The sequence below is a fragment of the Bacillus pumilus genome (genome assembly GCF_038738535.1).
Taxonomy (GTDB): Bacteria; Bacillota; Bacilli; order Bacillales; family Bacillaceae; genus Bacillus.
On record NZ_CP046128.1, the window covers coordinates 3,075,156 to 3,090,906 of the forward strand.

20 protein-coding genes are annotated in these 15,751 nt (G+C 38.5%); all 20 read right to left on the bottom strand.

What is annotated here, in order from left to right; all coding sequences use genetic code 11:
- Positions 1–156: 156 nt before the first annotated feature.
- Positions 157–1,842 carry a methyl-accepting chemotaxis protein gene (locus GKC25_RS15730; protein ID WP_187704182.1) on the bottom strand — a complete coding sequence of 562 codons (1,686 nt, stop codon included), beginning with the start codon at positions 1,840–1,842 and terminating at the stop codon, positions 157–159.
- Between the two features lie 33 nt (positions 1,843–1,875).
- Positions 1,876–2,256 carry a hypothetical protein gene (locus GKC25_RS15735; protein WP_034660137.1) on the bottom strand — a complete coding sequence of 127 codons (381 nt, stop codon included), beginning with the start codon at positions 2,254–2,256 and terminating at the stop codon, positions 1,876–1,878.
- Between the two features lie 13 nt (positions 2,257–2,269).
- Positions 2,270–2,611 carry a flagella biosynthesis regulatory protein FliT gene (gene fliT, locus GKC25_RS15740; protein WP_034660138.1) on the bottom strand — a complete coding sequence of 114 codons (342 nt, stop codon included), beginning with the start codon at positions 2,609–2,611 and terminating at the stop codon, positions 2,270–2,272.
- Positions 2,608–3,012, bottom strand: a complete 405-nt coding sequence (gene fliS / locus GKC25_RS15745) for a flagellar export chaperone FliS (protein WP_106036481.1) — start codon at positions 3,010–3,012, stop codon at positions 2,608–2,610. The genes fliT and fliS overlap by 4 nt, the downstream gene beginning before the upstream one ends.
- 17 nt (positions 3,013–3,029) lie before the next feature.
- Positions 3,030–4,544 carry a flagellar hook-associated protein 2 gene (locus tag GKC25_RS15750; RefSeq protein WP_187704183.1) on the bottom strand — a complete coding sequence of 505 codons (1,515 nt, stop codon included), beginning with the start codon at positions 4,542–4,544 and terminating at the stop codon, positions 3,030–3,032.
- Between the two features lie 20 nt (positions 4,545–4,564).
- Positions 4,565–4,906: a flagellar protein FlaG gene (gene flaG / locus GKC25_RS15755; RefSeq protein WP_034660141.1), complete on the bottom strand. Its 342-nt coding sequence runs from the start codon at positions 4,904–4,906 to the stop codon at positions 4,565–4,567.
- A gap of 153 nt (positions 4,907–5,059) precedes the next feature.
- On the bottom strand, positions 5,060–5,284 hold the full coding sequence (gene csrA, locus GKC25_RS15760) for a carbon storage regulator CsrA (RefSeq protein ID WP_003212955.1): 225 nt from the start codon (positions 5,282–5,284) through the stop codon (positions 5,060–5,062).
- A complete protein-coding gene (gene fliW / locus GKC25_RS15765) occupies positions 5,278–5,712 on the bottom strand; it encodes a flagellar assembly protein FliW (RefSeq protein ID WP_034660142.1) in 435 nt (144 codons plus the stop codon). Before fliW ends, csrA begins: the two co-directional genes overlap by 7 nt.
- 28 nt (positions 5,713–5,740) lie before the next feature.
- The gene (locus GKC25_RS15770) at positions 5,741–6,319 is read right to left on the bottom strand and encodes a DUF6470 family protein (protein ID WP_034660143.1); all 579 of its coding nucleotides are present in this window, start codon (positions 6,317–6,319) and stop codon (positions 5,741–5,743) included.
- 48 nt (positions 6,320–6,367) lie between these two features.
- On the bottom strand, positions 6,368–7,279 hold the full coding sequence (flgL, locus tag GKC25_RS15775) for a flagellar hook-associated protein FlgL (RefSeq protein WP_034660144.1): 912 nt from the start codon (positions 7,277–7,279) through the stop codon (positions 6,368–6,370).
- A 9-nt stretch (positions 7,280–7,288) separates the two neighbouring features.
- Positions 7,289–8,809: a flagellar hook-associated protein FlgK gene (gene flgK / locus GKC25_RS15780; protein WP_095285727.1), complete on the bottom strand. Its 1,521-nt coding sequence runs from the start codon at positions 8,807–8,809 to the stop codon at positions 7,289–7,291.
- A 15-nt stretch (positions 8,810–8,824) separates the two neighbouring features.
- Positions 8,825–9,307: a flagellar protein FlgN gene (locus GKC25_RS15785; protein WP_034660146.1), complete on the bottom strand. Its 483-nt coding sequence runs from the start codon at positions 9,305–9,307 to the stop codon at positions 8,825–8,827.
- Positions 9,308–9,325: 18 nt separating this feature from the next.
- Positions 9,326–9,589: a flagellar biosynthesis anti-sigma factor FlgM gene (gene flgM / locus GKC25_RS15790; protein WP_003213252.1), complete on the bottom strand. Its 264-nt coding sequence runs from the start codon at positions 9,587–9,589 to the stop codon at positions 9,326–9,328.
- Positions 9,590–9,668: 79 nt separating this feature from the next.
- Positions 9,669–10,088 (bottom strand): TIGR03826 family flagellar region protein, encoded by a 420-nt coding sequence (locus GKC25_RS15795; protein WP_034660147.1) that lies wholly within the window; start codon positions 10,086–10,088, stop codon positions 9,669–9,671.
- A gap of 56 nt (positions 10,089–10,144) precedes the next feature.
- Positions 10,145–10,831: a ComF family protein gene (locus GKC25_RS15800; RefSeq protein ID WP_187704184.1), complete on the bottom strand. Its 687-nt coding sequence runs from the start codon at positions 10,829–10,831 to the stop codon at positions 10,145–10,147.
- Positions 10,828–11,121, bottom strand: coding sequence for a late competence development ComFB family protein (locus tag GKC25_RS15805; protein WP_060597398.1), 294 nt, complete (start codon positions 11,119–11,121; stop codon positions 10,828–10,830). Before GKC25_RS15805 ends, GKC25_RS15800 begins: the two co-directional genes overlap by 4 nt.
- A 66-nt stretch (positions 11,122–11,187) precedes the next feature.
- Positions 11,188–12,567, bottom strand: coding sequence for a DEAD/DEAH box helicase (locus tag GKC25_RS15810; RefSeq protein ID WP_316250400.1), 1,380 nt, complete (start codon positions 12,565–12,567; stop codon positions 11,188–11,190).
- A 120-nt stretch (positions 12,568–12,687) separates the two neighbouring features.
- Positions 12,688–13,530, bottom strand: a complete 843-nt coding sequence (locus GKC25_RS15815) for a DegV family protein (protein ID WP_034660152.1) — start codon at positions 13,528–13,530, stop codon at positions 12,688–12,690.
- Between the two features lie 217 nt (positions 13,531–13,747).
- On the bottom strand, positions 13,748–14,437 hold the full coding sequence (degU, locus tag GKC25_RS15820) for a two-component system response regulator DegU (protein ID WP_008348273.1): 690 nt from the start codon (positions 14,435–14,437) through the stop codon (positions 13,748–13,750).
- Positions 14,438–14,501: 64 nt separating this feature from the next.
- Positions 14,502–15,677, bottom strand: coding sequence for a sensor histidine kinase (locus GKC25_RS15825; RefSeq protein WP_003213166.1), 1,176 nt, complete (start codon positions 15,675–15,677; stop codon positions 14,502–14,504).
- Positions 15,678–15,751: the final 74 nt, after the last annotated feature.

A 15,751-nucleotide genomic window follows, 5' to 3' on the forward strand; every position in this document is an offset into this window, starting at 1 on the left:
AAACCTATTTCTACTTTTCCCTCCTTTTCTCCTGCTCAAACGTAAAAAAAATGTGAATATTCATTGAAATTTGTCAAAATTTTGCGGTGCTTCAACTGTTGCTTGATAGGTGATGAATATATATTCGGCTCATTCTTGAAAAAGACCAGCTCACGTTTAAATCGTGAAAGATGAAATGGATGTTTTCAGCGAATGAGATAAGGTTTTTAAATCTTCCGCCGCTGCTTTCATCTCTTCATTTGCCGCCAATGATTCTTCAACAGCCGCAGACATGTACTCCGTCTCTTCTGAATTGCGTTTGGCTCCTTCTTCAATGACCCCAACCGTCTGAGATATTTCCTCTGTACTAGCTGAAATTTGCTCTGCAGTGGCTGAAAGTTCCTCTGCTTTCATTGAAATATCACGAATAGATTCCAGAATTTCATGAAAGCTCTGTTCAGACAATTGCGATACTTTCACACCTTCTGCTACATCCTGCTCAACCTTTGTCATCGAATGTGATGATTTTTTAGTATCTTTGTTCACGTTCGCGAGTAATTGACTAATTTGATCTGTCAGCTGACTAGATTCTTCCGCCAGTTTCCTCACTTCATCTGCTACAACCGCAAAGCCTCTTCCATGTTCTCCAGCTCTTGCCGCTTCAATAGCAGCATTTAAAGCAAGCAAGTTCGTTTGGTCAGCAATGGCATGGATATGACCTAACAAATCTTCAATGCCAGTAAACTGGCCTTGTACATGAGCCATTGTGGAATGGTGTTCATTCACAGACGCTTTTATAGAGTTCATTTGTTTTACGAATTGCTGAATAAGCGCTGCACCCTCTTCAGCCTTTTCAGTCACTGAAATTGAGTGACCCGAAACATCGGATGTGTGTTCAGCTGCATTTTGCATACCAGTCGAGACTTCTTGAATCGCAGAAGCTACTTTTCCGACCGCGTCTGATTGTTCACGTGAAGCTTCACCGACCTGTTCAATCGAACTAGACGTCTGCTCACTTGCCGATATTGTTTGATGAATGGTTTCCTCAAACTGAGCAGCAGAATCAGCTAATTGTCTTGATCCATTTTGCACCTGTAAAATGAGCTGACGTAAATGAGTCGTCATTTGATTAAAAGCGGTACCAAGTTGGCCAATCTCATTTTTAGAGGTCACTTCAATCTCTTCAAGTGTAAGATCACCATCTGCCATCCTTCTCGCGGCATTTGTGACAGAAACAATCGGCTTTGTCATACGATAAACGAATCTTGTCCCAATCACCAAAAAGCCAACAATAATGACCGCACTAACTAGAATGAGTGTGAACACTAATTGGTTACTGTCTTGATTGAGCTGATTGATTTTCTGGTCACGTTGCTTCAACTGGGTTTGAGCAAATTCTTTTGTAAAGGTATGTATTTCTTGTTCGATAGGCTGTAATTCTTGACTGAGGCGGGTGTTGAATTCTTTTTGATTTTGCATATTCAATGAATTAAATAGTCGGTTCGTTGAGGTGTAGTAGAGATAATTTTTTTCTGAGATTTGATCTAATAGATTTTTTGCTTGTTTGACAGCGCTCATTTTTGAAGCTTCCGTTGTTTTCTTATTAATCTCTTCATATGTTTGCTCAATTTTCTGTAAATTTTCAGCATCTTGCACGACAACATAGGTTTTGATTTGCGCTTCCTGCTTTTGCAAAAGCACCTCTAATTCCAGTGAGGTCTGATAAAGCTTCACTTCTTTGCTGAGAAGCGTCTTGTAGGATTGATCTGTTTTGTAATAGATAAAGCTTGAGACCCCTAAAATACTGACAAACAATACACATATGACAATAAGCCCAAACAAAAATTGATTTTTTAGTCTCATAATTTCCTCCGAATGGTCTGAATTGAACAAAAATTAATGAATGACATACGGCCTCATACAGGCATGTATTTCATCCATCCACTTTCTATATTCAGGTATAAAATATGATGTAAGGAATGATTGGAAGTGTATTGAAGGGAATGTATAGAAAGCTAGTATATCAAAACTTAAAAAAATTTGATCAAACGAACGAATCGTTTTGGCAAAGTGCTCATTTTCTATAATTGAAAGCAGAAGGGGATGCGTTGTCTCTAAATGAAAGAAGGCATGGATCAGATCATTAAAGATCCGATCCCCTTCAGTTTTAGCAAAATCCTTCTCAATTTCATCTAAATATTTTAGACTCTCTTCTATCGTATATAGAAGTTCATAATATGTGGTTAATAAAATATAGTCATCTGAACGATACGCCACAGGTCTCACCTAATTATTTCCGTTTATCGTAATATACGCCGTCACTCGTCATAGGCTGGTATGGATTTTGATAATTCAGCTGTTTTGTTTTCTTTCTTTGAATGGCTTGAATATCTGCTCTTATCCCATTTTGGATCACAGTTAATTGCTTCGCCATCTGTTGATCTGTTTGGATGATTTCTTTGATTTTCTCTTTTTCTTGATCCGTCAGCTCATGCTGAATATCTCTCATTAATTCGTCTCTCTCAATCAAAAAGGCATCAAAGTCTTCAACCAAGGTGTCACTTTGCGGATTTGCCGCTATTTCGGCTGCCATTTTTAATGTTTGGTCATGCAGCTGGTCCACAATACTCATAGAGATCCCCCGATAGAGTGATGGCGCCCTTTTCGATCGGTTTGAATAACTTCCTTCCATGCATCACGAAAATCAGTTACGTATTGCTCTACTTCATTCAACATCTCTTCGTCATTTTGAAGATTGGCTTCAATCAGTCTGCGATAAATGTAATCATACATACTTGCCATACTCTTTGATACGTCATAAGAACGATTTAAGGTGACATTTAATTCTTGAATGATGTTTTGAGCCTTTTTCAGGTTCACATTTCTCGTTTCTGCATCCTCTTTTTGAATGGCATACTTCGCTAGTCTAATGAACTTTAAGCAGCCTTCATAAAGCATAAGCGTCAACTCAGCAGGTGTTGCAGTCTCAATAGAATTTTTCTGATAGGCGGCATAAGGGTTCTTTATTGCCATATGTTATAAACCTCCAATTATTGTCCAAGCAGTTGAGAAAGATAGCCAGATTGGTTGTTTAGCTTTTGAATCGCGCTATCCATGGCGCTAAACTTTTTGTAGTAGCGGGTTTCAACCATTTTTAAACGATCTTGGAATGTATCCATTCGTTTTGTTAAAGAATCAAGGTCCTTACCAAGTCCGTATTCCTTTAATTGCATTGTTGTGCTGCCAGCTTTAGTTTGAATGCTCTTCGTGAAGGCTGATAAGGAATTTTTGATACGATGAATGATTCCTTGTTCTTGATATTGCTGCTGCGCTTTATCTTTATCTTTTGAATCCACATTTAGCGAACCTGACATAAATATTTGACTGATCTTCTGCGGATCTTCTTCAATGGCTTTTCTTAGTTTCGGTTCATCAATGACAAGCTTTCCGCCATCTTTATATTTATCTGAAGTGGTAATTCCGATTTGTGTCATGTGAATTCTATTCCCATCACTTGTCGTAATATCAGCATAAAAATCACTTCTTATTTTAGAGGCACCACCTCGTAAAATGGAATCACTTCTCAGCAAGCCAGACTTCGCTGTCGTTTCCCATAGCTCCACTTCTTTGTCAGACATTGCTTTTTTCTCTTCAGCTGTTAAAGGATGATAGTCCCTATTTCTTTTTTCATTGACTTTGCCATTGACCTGCTCAACAAGTTCATTGTATTTATCAACAAATTGTTTAATTTTATCAAAGATTGTATCGACATCTGTTGAAACGTTTAAGCTGACAGGCTTATCGGTTGTCCCTTTAAGCTCGTACGTAATACCAGCTTGCTCAAATGTATTGTTGTTATTTTCCATTTTCAGACCATTAATCTCGTATTGTGCTTTTTGCCCTTGAGTGGTCGCAACTAATTTGTTATCTCCATCCACTTGGAAGCCTAATTGAGTGAAGAATGAAGCTGAATTACCATCAGCTGCTTTAATACTGACACCTTCTCCCGTTGTCCGTGAAGTGAGAGCGACCGTATCGACATAGTTTGATCCGTCAAAGATCTGTCCTTTGTAAGCCGTCACACCTAATTGCGAGTTGTTCAGCTTTTTCACGATGTCATCAATTGTATCGGTATCAGAAGTATTGATCGTCACCGTTTTCGGTTTTGTCGAATCTGGTGTCGTCACTTCGAATGTAAACGTGCCATTTGTTGGTGTAAATCCAGATGTACCAGATGATTTGAAGACGGAAGCTGTCGCTAATTGGGTGACATTGATTGAGCCAGAAGTAGCATTAGTTGAGCCAGTTGCTGTGACAGCAGATTCATTTGAGCTTGTCACCTTTTTTGCGCCATATGTACTTGGACGCGTTAAGTTTAAACTGTTGATCAAATCATCTAATTCTTTGACTTTCGAGTTCACCTCGCGATAGCTGTCTCTTTGCCATTCAAGTGTTTGTTTCTGGCGTGTCATTTTATCAAGTGGTGCTTGCTCAGTTTTCATTAGCTTTGATACGATTTCATCAATATCAAACACATTTGAAAATCCAGTAATTCGATTGACCATTTTTTATGTTCTCCCTTCACTTACATTCTTTTATCTACAAATAAACCGACAATTTCTGTCATTGCCGCATAGAAATCAAGCCATTCCTTGGAAGGAATTTCTCTAATGACTTCTTCTGTTTGGTTATCTACGACTTTGACATAATATTCATTGAGTTTTTCATGTAATTCAAATTGCAGATGAAATTGAGTGGGTTCAATCAGCTTGTTTGCTCCTTGAAGCGTTTTTTCAATTTCTTCTTTTGAAACGACCTTGCCATTTGCTTGTAAATTAGAGTTTACATTGTCATTCTGGTTATTAGAAACACGGGTTTGAAATGCATCGATAATTGGCTCTAGCGATGTCACCTTACCAACAGACATAGTTATTCAGCTCCTGTGCTTTAATCTACCTTTTATATCGGCTTTGAATTTTCAAATTAAATATAGATGGACCGATTTGTTAAAGTTTCATATAGATGGTGAACATCCACACAGAAACGTGGAGAAGGATAGCTGAATCAGATAAAAAAATCCTCACTTTTTTTGTGAGGATAATTGAGAGAGGAGATCTACAGATAAACTCGCAGCACGACTGTTCTCTTCTTGAATAGACAGGTACACTTCTTTTCTATGAATATCAATGTGCTTAGGAGCCTCAATCCCGATTTTCACTTGATCGCCTTCGATTGAAATAATCTTGACTTCAATATCATCGCCAATTTGAATCGACTGGTTTAATTTACGCGAGAGAACTAACATGAGGATGCCACCTCTAACAAATGTTTTGTATGATAGGCTGAATCATGCAAAATCACCTGCTTGGCTTTCATGTTTTTCCGGTTCACAATAATAGGCGCTCTTAAATTGGCTGTCGTTTTTTCAATAGAAGATTCCATTGTTAAGATCACCATGACTTCCACATCATTGGCATCTTCTACTTCTAGAATATCTACGACCGTTTCGTCTAGATCGAATTCATATTGATTGAAGAATAAAAACGGACTGCTGACAATAAAGCCTAACTCTGCGTTTTTCAATGATTGAAGAACTAAAAATGGAGACTCTTCTGATAAAGGTAAAATGACAAACTGTTGTTGATCTAGAAATCCTGGTATTCCATTAGAGAAGTTGATGATTTGCTCCTCTTTGATTGTCATTTCACCATGGTATTTTGTTTGAATGATCATAATTCACGACCTTTTTCATTTTTCTTAACTATACCTTATCACCATTTTGGCCCGTTTCGTCAACTTCTATTTTTAAATCTGGGTATTGTAACATATCAATATTGACCTTACCTGGCTGGTAGTTAACGATTGGTTTATGAGGCGTTGCCTCTATAATAGCTTTTTGAGGCTCCACATCAATTTGAAGCTCAGATGGCTGATAGTGAATTTTGACACTAAAGAATGAAGGGATCACACCAATGGTGAATTGTTTGGCTGGAGGGGTGCCATTGATTTTGGCAAACTCGGCAATTGCATTCCCACCATTCTCGATCTTGATGAGTTCACTGCCTTCTTCCGCTCTTCGGCCCATTCCCTCTCCAACAGCACGTTTCCCCTCAGCTGCCCATTCCTCAGATCGTCTAAAAATCGACTTGATATCCATATCGGCAAATGCTTCGGTTTGATCTATTGTTAATTTTGACGGTGTCCTTGTCATATTCATGACGGCTCTGGGCTGCTGAATCTCAAGGTCTGCTCTTGGCTGCTCTACTTCTTGCCGAGAAGGAGTTGTCGACATTTGCAGCTTTGCATAGGTTTGTTGCATTAACAATCTAGGGATTTGCATATAGGTACACCTCCATGATGCAAAAAAGCACCCAACGGATGCTTTTTATTATCTTAAGAAATCGACAAGGGATGGCTGAATAACTTTAGCCGTCGTTGCTAAAGCAGCTCTATTCACAACCTCTTGTTGAAGAAGATCAATAATTGCTTTTTCACTTTCTACATCTTCATTATCTGATTTGGCATTTTTCAGTACTTCGAATTGTGAAGTCAAGCGACTGCCTACTAAGTCAACACGATTTGAACGGGCTCCTAGGTCCGAGCGCTCAGCACTCATCACTTCTTTAAACTGATCGATACTTCCTAACGCATCATCAGAATTTGCGAACGTTCCATTTTTCAATGAGTTTTCTAAATCCGTCAGCATTTCAATGACATTTTGACCGCTGGCAGACTGTCCACCAAACGCTGAAATTGGATTTGAGTTCACATTTAAAGTGATACCATCAGAAATGTTCGACTTAACAGAATTTGCATCTGTATAGTTTTCAAAGTTAAACGTAAACGTACCATCTGCGTTCTCAACAACTGGTTTGACATTTGTATTTGTTCCATTAAATACGAACTTACCTAACATCTGAGTGTTCATCGCGTCAATGATTTGTTTCTTCATCTGGCCAATTTCTACTCCGACAGCTGCTAAATCTTCTGGCTGCTTTGTTCCATTAGCCGCATCAAGCACTTTATCTCGTACATTTGACATAATATCAATGATTTCAGTGACACTTGTTTCAGATGTATCAATCCAGTTCTGTGCTTCATTTAAGTTTTTTTGATATTGTTCATTTCGAAACATTGCTGTGCTATATTGAAGGCTTTTTACTGCTGCAACGGGATCATCAGACGTTTTTGTGAAACGTCTCCCTGTTTGTGCCTGCTCATTTATTTTAGAAAGTTTTTCATAACTTTTACTAATATTACGAAGTGAGTTTTGAGAAATCATACCTTGTGTGACTCGCATCAGTTATACCTACCTTCCCACGACACCCATGCCGTTTATTACTTTATCCAATATTTCATCCTGTAATGTCACAACTCTCGCAGCTGCATTATATGCATGCTGAAATTGGATCATATTCGTCATTTCTTCATCAATGGAAACAGCACTCGTCGACATCCTACGTTCATTGGCTGAATTGACAAGAGCGGCTGAACTGCTTTCTAGCGTCATGTTCTTTTTCCCTTGGATCCCCATCTCAGCAATGACATTTTGGTAGTAATCCTGGATCGTCGTTGTATTGCCGCCGATTGGTACCTTTAAGTCTTGAATACCAGCTAATTTCGTAGCATTCGAACCGTCACCTTGTGTTTGATTGAGAGATGCTGCAATATTATCTGTTGATGCTAAAATGACATCACTCACTTTGATACGAGCTGCTAAGCCTTTATTCAATTCATTGTTATTCTCAATATCAAAGAAGTCTTGTCCACTTGTGCCATTTAACGTGTACCCCTGCTTATGCACATCGTTAAATGTATCCATAAATACTTGTGCTACTTCATCCAGCTCTGCAAGCATGTCTGGATACATGCCTTTTTCAGCACCATTTGACATGTAGCCATAAGCCTCAACAAGTGCTTTTACTTTACCATTCACTTGAAGCTGATCTGCTGCAATGGTTGTTGTTCCGAATTGAAGTGAGTTAACAAGTCCCGTTGTGTTATCATAGGAGATTTGCAGTTCAGATTTTTCGCTCGTAATGCCATTCAAAATCGTTCCAGCAGATTGTCCATTTGCACCGATAATTTCGATGTTGACAGTTCCTTCAGCAATTTTGAGTGCATTCCCACCAGATGGATTATAGCTCACTTTAATATCAACAAGTGAGGATAATTGATCTACCAACGCATCACGCGTATCATATAGATCATTTGGAAGATACCCGTTTGGTTCAACTGCTGCAATTTGTTTGTTCACTTCATCTATTTGAGATAAAATCGTGTTCACATTTTTGGCTGTTGAATCGAGTTCTGTTTTTAAATTCTTTTGTATCGTTGTTAAAGACGAATTAAGTAGACGGAATTGATCTACTAAAGCCTGTGCACTTGTTTTAACAACTGTACGCGCAGACGCTGTATCGGCATTTTTTGTTTCGGATAGGACCTGTAATGATTTCCAAAGGTTATCAAAAGCTCTGTTTAAGCCTTCATCCGTCAAATCATTCATAACTCCCTCCATTTGCGAAAGGGCATCAGATTTTGTTGAGTAGTAAGACAAGTTATTGTTATGATCTCTGAATTGCAGATCTAAAAAGCTGTCTCGAATTCTTTCCACGGTTCCAACTTGAACACCTGTCCCCATTTGGCCATAATTCTTGCCGTCATAAACAGAAATGACTGGATAAGGATTATCTGCTTTAAAGGTAACTCTTTGTCTTGAGTAGCCATCTGTATTTGCATTGGACACGTTGTTTGATGTGACATAAAGCCCTGCACGCTGGGCTGTGATTCCTCTTTTTGCCGTTTCTAGACCCATGAATGTAGAACCCATTGGTATCCTCCTTGTTTACGCCTTTGAATCAAACAAAGCCCTCTGCTGTTTAGGCTTTGAACTCTCAAGACCATTTTGTCCGTAATTCATATTTTCTTTATTAGGGTTAACGAGATCGAATGTCAGTGAAATAAATTGAAGCGACTGCTGAATGAGCTGTTTGTTCAGTTCATTTACATCTTTCAGTTCCACCATGATGTCATTTAATTTGTCATATAATGAAATGAGCTCTTCTTGATCCGAACCTTCAGCCTTTTCGATACACGCGGTGATGGTTGGCGGTTCATCACTTTGTAAAAATTGAACTGTGGCTTCAATTCGTTTTTCTTCTAATTGAGAAATGGCTTGAATATATTTTTGCTCTAAATTCAGAACCTCTGAAAGAGCATCAATCTCATTGCTTTTCAGCATTTCTGTTTTATCCTTCGACAGCTTCAAAAGCTGTTCATGCAATCCATAGAGACGATGCAGCTCTTCAATGATTATTTTAACTGACATTCACGCTACTCCCTTTTGTTATTGTTGTTTATAAAAATTCAGCATTTTATCAGCAATGCCTTTTGTATCTACTTGATATGTTCCGGCTTCAATGCTTTTTTTAATTTGGTCTATTTTATCTTGGCGTTCTTTCATGATATTCGGCACCTTTTGCATTTCGATTGCCTTTTTAGAAATTTCGACTTTATCAGTTGATTTTGCTTGATTTGATTGCAACGTTTGTTTCTCATATGTTTTCTTGTAAGGATTTACTGGTTGTGTTCCATATCGATTAATTTTCACGGGATTCCTCTCGCTTTCCGTTACAGTCTGTCTTGATTCTATCCATTTTATCGACCAAACTGCAACTTAGTTTAGGGAATCAATCGTTTTTAGGATTAATGGCATAATAGGTGTCTTTTTTCCTAGATTCAATCTCCCTTTTACGCTCTTCTTCTTGATTCATTTGACTCATTTGCGAATGAATATCCTGTTCACATTGGCTGCACAGCTTGTTTTTTCTAATCGGTTGGCCACATCTTTCACAAGGATAGTTGATATTCGGAAATTGACTAATTTGAAGTCTTTTCAAACGGATAAATTTCAAGATTAATTCTTCATCAACTTCTGTTGCATCTACTATTTCAGCAATGGTTGATTGTCTATTACTTTGCTTTCGCAAGAATTTATAAACGATATCAAAAGAACGTTCTTCTTCTTCGAAGCATTTGTTACAAACCGTTTGGATGGTGGTTTTTAAAAACAGCTGATTACATTGTGGACAGTTTGCCAATTGATTCATAACCAAAACCCCTTACGTTATTTTCTCTTCTTATTATCGGTTAATTATCCTGAATTTTAACTACGGATCAACGTAAAAGAGGAAACACTTTTGACACCTGCTTCTTTTAAAATTCTTGCCGCATCATAAATGGTGGCCCCCGTTGTATAGATGTCGTCAATTAAGATAACATCCCTTTGAACGATCGCATCTGTCTGCTTGATTTGAAACATTCTTTTTTGATCTAAACGTTCATTTTTCTTTTTCTTAGACTGCTTGCTTTGATGTATTTTCACAAGCGGCTGCAGGATCGGCTGACCAATCAAGGAAGCAAGTATGACTGACTGATTAAACCCTCTTTCCTTTAGCCTTTCTTTACTTAAAGGAATCGGGATCAGCACAGGTTCTTTAATTGAAAAGGAGCGCTTAAATACTGCTTGGACATCTTGTTTAAAAAGCTCAGCTAAAGCTGTATCACCTCGAAATTTAAAGCGGGAAAGGACATCTTTCATCAAATCGTTGTAAGCATAAACAGACCTATTTTTCACAAGTACTGTAGTAGAATCAGGGCGTTCTTTCCACCTGGAACAGTCTTGACATAATTGATCATTCGACTGTGCTCTCCCACAAGCTGGACAAATCGGGCGTTGAATTTTTTCTAGGTGATGCTTACATGCTATACATATATGATCATCATTTAATAGAAGTAATGATTTCCATGTAAAAGCAGCGACAAAATGCCCCTCACAAATTAGGCAGATCAATTGTTATCCTTATTTATCGGCAGACGATTTTCGCATCTTGGAAATGTGGTGACCTTTGAAGCAGCTTCTGTCAGAATGACCAGCATGGCCGTATTCTTCTGTTTATCCACCATCTCGGATTTACTGTAAGATATTTTATCGATATCTGTTATATACTGAGGCTTCACTTGATTTAGTGAAATCGCTAATACATCTTCTATACACTTTTCACAGTGACAAATCATGTTTAATTGGTTGAGATATTGATAGAGGATTTCCTTGAGTAGTATTTCTTTTGCATTGAGTAGCATATTTGTCTCTCCTGCCATTTGTGTATTGTGAATATAAATGTACCATGAAATTTAGTTGAACCCACATTATTTTTCAGAAAACTCTTTTGCAGCTGTATCATTCATTTTTACGATATGCTTCTTTGCTTGTTTCATACTTCTCGTTAAACCAAAATGAAAAAAGATAACATCTCCTTTAAAAAAATCGGGATGTCTACCTGCTCTACCAGAAATCTGAACAAGTGCACTCTCTGTAAAGATAGTAGATTCCGCACCTAGTACCCCCACTTGAACATTTGGAATGGTTACGCCTCTTTCTAGAATGGTGGTTGTAACTAGTACATCGTATTTATAATCTCTGAAGTGCTGGACCTTTTGTTTCCTGTCTGGATCATCAGCAGACACCCCTTCTACATTTAAGCGGTGTTCTCTAAGAACCTTCGTTACCTTCTTCATGGTCGAAATAGAAGGAACAAAAAGTAAAATCCTTCTCTTCTTTGTGATATGTTTCTGCATCCAATTCATTACTTTAGGTGGGAGCTGGTTCTTTTTTAATTTCTTCTTCCAATGTCCAATCCATTGAAAGGACGGGACAGGTAACGGTTGTTTGTGAAAGCGCAGAGGAATTTTTATGGCTTCTAGTTGTCCACGAGATACATCTCTTTTCATTTTCTTAGAGGGCGTCGCACTTAAATAAACCCTAACCCCTTTCTTTCTCATTGCCTTTAAAACAGCAAATTGGAGACGTTCATCGATTGAATAAGGAAAGGCGTCGACTTCATCTATAATAAGCACATCAAATGCATGTTTGTATCTCATCAACTGATGAGTTGTGGCGATCACTAGCGGTGCTATTTGGAACCTTTGAGGGCTTCCTCCATAAAGAACAGCTATTTTCATTCCTTGAAATGCTTTTTTAAGCCGCGGCTCTAGTTCAAGGACAACATCTGTTCTAGGTGTCGCAATGCAGACACTCATTCCTTGATGTAAGGCATATTTAATTCCGTAAAAGAGCACCTCTGTTTTCCCTGCCCCGCAAACTGCCCAGATGAGTAGGTCAGATTTTTTTTTTATCGCTTCGATCAATTTTTCGGACGCTCTTTTTTGTCCTTTAGACAGGTTTCCCTGCCATGTTAATTCCGTATGACATGTTTCTTCCATTTGTGGACCCGTCCATTCATAAAGAAAGCCACATTCCGTTGTTTTCCCCATCATGATGCATGATCTACAGTACACACAATCTTTTTGACACATGTCACACGGAGTGTGGGCAAAGTACCGCTTTTTTGATACACCACATCTACAGCAAGTAAGACCATTTGCTTTCCTCTCAATAGCAGGTGTTCGGATGACGAACCCTTTCTCCTCCAGCCAATCCAAATCGGACTGTGAGCATCTTGTTTCAGCGGTAAGCAGGTGGCGTGACTGCAGTTGCTGCCTTAGTTCCATTGCTTTGTCCATGTTCAATTTCACCAAACACCTTTCAACTGATGTTTGCCTATTATGCGCAAAGACATGACCTTTCGTCCAACAGCTAAAATAGAAAAACAAAACCCCTTTTCTATTAGAAAAGAGGTTTTTTAAGATTTATCTAATCACCCAGCCAAGAGCTATAGAGCCTTCGCCTAGATGAGTGCCAATCACGGCACCAAAGTAGCTTTTATAAAATTCAACATGAGGATACTTTTCTGATAAGTGCGCAATTAAGTCGTCTGCTTCTTCTTCTCTATTACCATGTATCAGTGTTGCTCTCATCGGGACACCACGTGATGCATCTTCGTCAAATAATTCAAAAATACGTGAAATGGCTTTTTTCCGTGTACGAATCTTCTCAAAAGGGACAATTAGCTTGTTGTCAAAATGCAGTATAGGCTTTACCTTTAAGAGGCTCCCAATAAAAGCCTGAGCACCATTTAATCTGCCGCCTCTTTGTAAATGAGTTAAATCGTCTACCATAAAATAAGCTCTCTGATTCTCTTTCAGATAATTGAGATGGGCTAACACTTCTTCTAGAGAAGCACCACCTTGGATTTTTTCAGCAGCTTCTATCGCATAAAAACCTTGCGCCATACAGCTAGTTTCTGTATCAAACGGATAAATATCAATCCCGTCAACTAGGTCATTTGCTGAGGCTGCACTATTATATGTTCCACTAATTCCGCTTGAAAGGTGAATACTAATCACGGCATCGTATGTTTCACTTAGTTTTTCATATAATTCTATTAACTCTCCGAAAGCAGGCTGAGAGGTGGTTGGAAGGTCTTTATGCTTTTTGACTTCTTCATAATATGTCTTCCAATCCATTTCTATTTCTTCACGGTATGATTCGTTGCCAAAAATGACATTAAGAGGGATCATATGAATATGATGTTTATCACGCAGCTCTTGTGGTATATAAGCAGTACTGTCTGTTACAACGGCTATTTTCATTCTTAAATACCTTCCTTATCCGTTAAGTTGCTCTTTTTTATTTTCAAAGAATGATCATTGTTATTCATTAGATTTATAATAGTAATCAAAAAAGCCTGCCTAATCAATAGGCAAGCCCGTTATATCCGAAAAAGACTCCTTATCTACCTATCATTTCTCTCCAGTTAACATGTGAGAGAACCAAAAACAGGCGAAAAAGGAGTACTTGTCCGGAACATTATCTCATTTCTACCCAGCCGTTTTTAATTGCTACAACAACAGCTTGTGTACGGTCGTTTACATTCATTTTTTGTAAAATGTTACTCACGTGGTTTTTGACTGTTTTCTCACTAATAAAGAGCGACTCACCAATTCCTCTATTGCTCTTTCCGTCAGCTAACATTTGAAGAACTTCGCACTCACGTCTCGTTAAGATATGAAGTGGTCTGCGAATTTCAGGATATACCTCGTGCTGCGGATGTGCTGAAACGCCACTAGTCGCTAGGCGTCGGAATTCATTTACTAAGTTATGAGTAACTTTCGGATGTAAATAAGATCCTCCGTCAGCTACGACTTTCACTGCTTCAATGAGCGTGTCTGCATCCATTTCTTTTAACAGGTAGCCTCTTGCCCCTGTTTTCAATGCATGTGTCACATAGTTTTCATCGTCATGAATAGATAGAATAATGACTTTTGATTCGGGATAAAGCTCAACTAGCTGCTTTGTAGCCTCTACACCATTTACATTCGGCATATTAATGTCCATAATGACAACATCCGGATGATAGTGTTCTACGATACGTGCAGCTTCGTCACCGTCGTCTCCTTCTGCAACTACTTCAAAAGTAGGTTCAAAATCTAAAATCCGTTTGACACCTTCACGGAATAATTGGTGATCATCAATAATTACAATATTTACTTTAGTCACAAGCTACGCCTCCCCATGTTTATTGTTCTACACCTGAACTTTATGGTCAATATGTCTTTTGTCTCTATTTTACAATTTTATTTTGCAATGTTAATGGCACGCGAATCATGATGAATGTCCCTAGACCTATTTTTGAGTCTATGGTCATTTTACCTTCCAGTAAGTCTACGCGTTCTTTCATGCCAAGTAAACCGAAGGATTTGTTTTTGTTTGTTTTCACATCTTTCATATCAAAGCCTTTTCCATCGTCTTTGATAATTAACGTGACAAAGTCTTTCGTCACTTCTACTTTTACAGAGATTTCTTCAGCTTCGGAATGCTTTAGTGAATTTGTGACAGCTTCTTGGGCTAGTCTAAACAGTGCCACTTCAAATTGAGAAGCAATTCTTTCGCTTTCTGTATCCCCTAGGCATTGGAACGTAATCTTGGTTTTTCCATCATACTCTTCGATTGTGTTTAAATATTTTCTTAGCGTCGGAATGAGACCCAAATCATCTAAAGCCATTGGTCTTAAATCATAAATGATTCTTCTCACTTCGTACAGAGCATTTCGCACATTCTGTCTGAGACTTCTAATTTCTTTAAAGCCTTCTTCTGTCCCACGGTCTCTGAAAATCCGTTCAATTAATTCGGAACGCATCATCACGTTTGCCAGCATCTGGGCCGGACCGTCATGAATTTCCCGGGACACCCTTTTGCGTTCTTCTTCTTGGGCTTCAATAATTCTTAGTCCAAAATCTTGTTTTGCCTGAGCATCTTCAAGTAACACGCCAACTTGACGTAAGTCCTGATTGAGATAGTTGAGAACAACTGTGATCTGACTCACAAGCGTTTCAGAGCGTTCAATGACGTCTTGCAGGCTTAACAATCGTCTTTCCAGATCGTCTCTTCTTTCTCTCAGCTGCTTTTCGCGTTGCTGGATCATGGTGAGTTCCACTTGCAGATTATGTGCTTTTTCGTAGGCCTCCCGTATTTCTTCTTCGCTAAATTTGTTGAAGTTTCTGCTGACCTCAGATAAGCGATTTCTAGCATGTCTCGTATGGACTTCGAGTTTATCCCCAAAATCAATTACTTCGTTTACTTGCTGCTTGATTTGCTTCAGCTCTTCTACTAGGCTTTCATATTGTTGACGGGACTGTTCGCCTATCCTAAATACTTCGTCCTTGCTGCCATCAACTGTACTTAGCATTTTCATGATGATTGAATCCAATAATTTCGGATCCATTTTAGGTGTTGTCATGGCTTTTCCCTCCCGTAACAGTGATGTCATCTTTTTTTATTATAAATGTCATTGATCTGCATTTTATGTCGAAT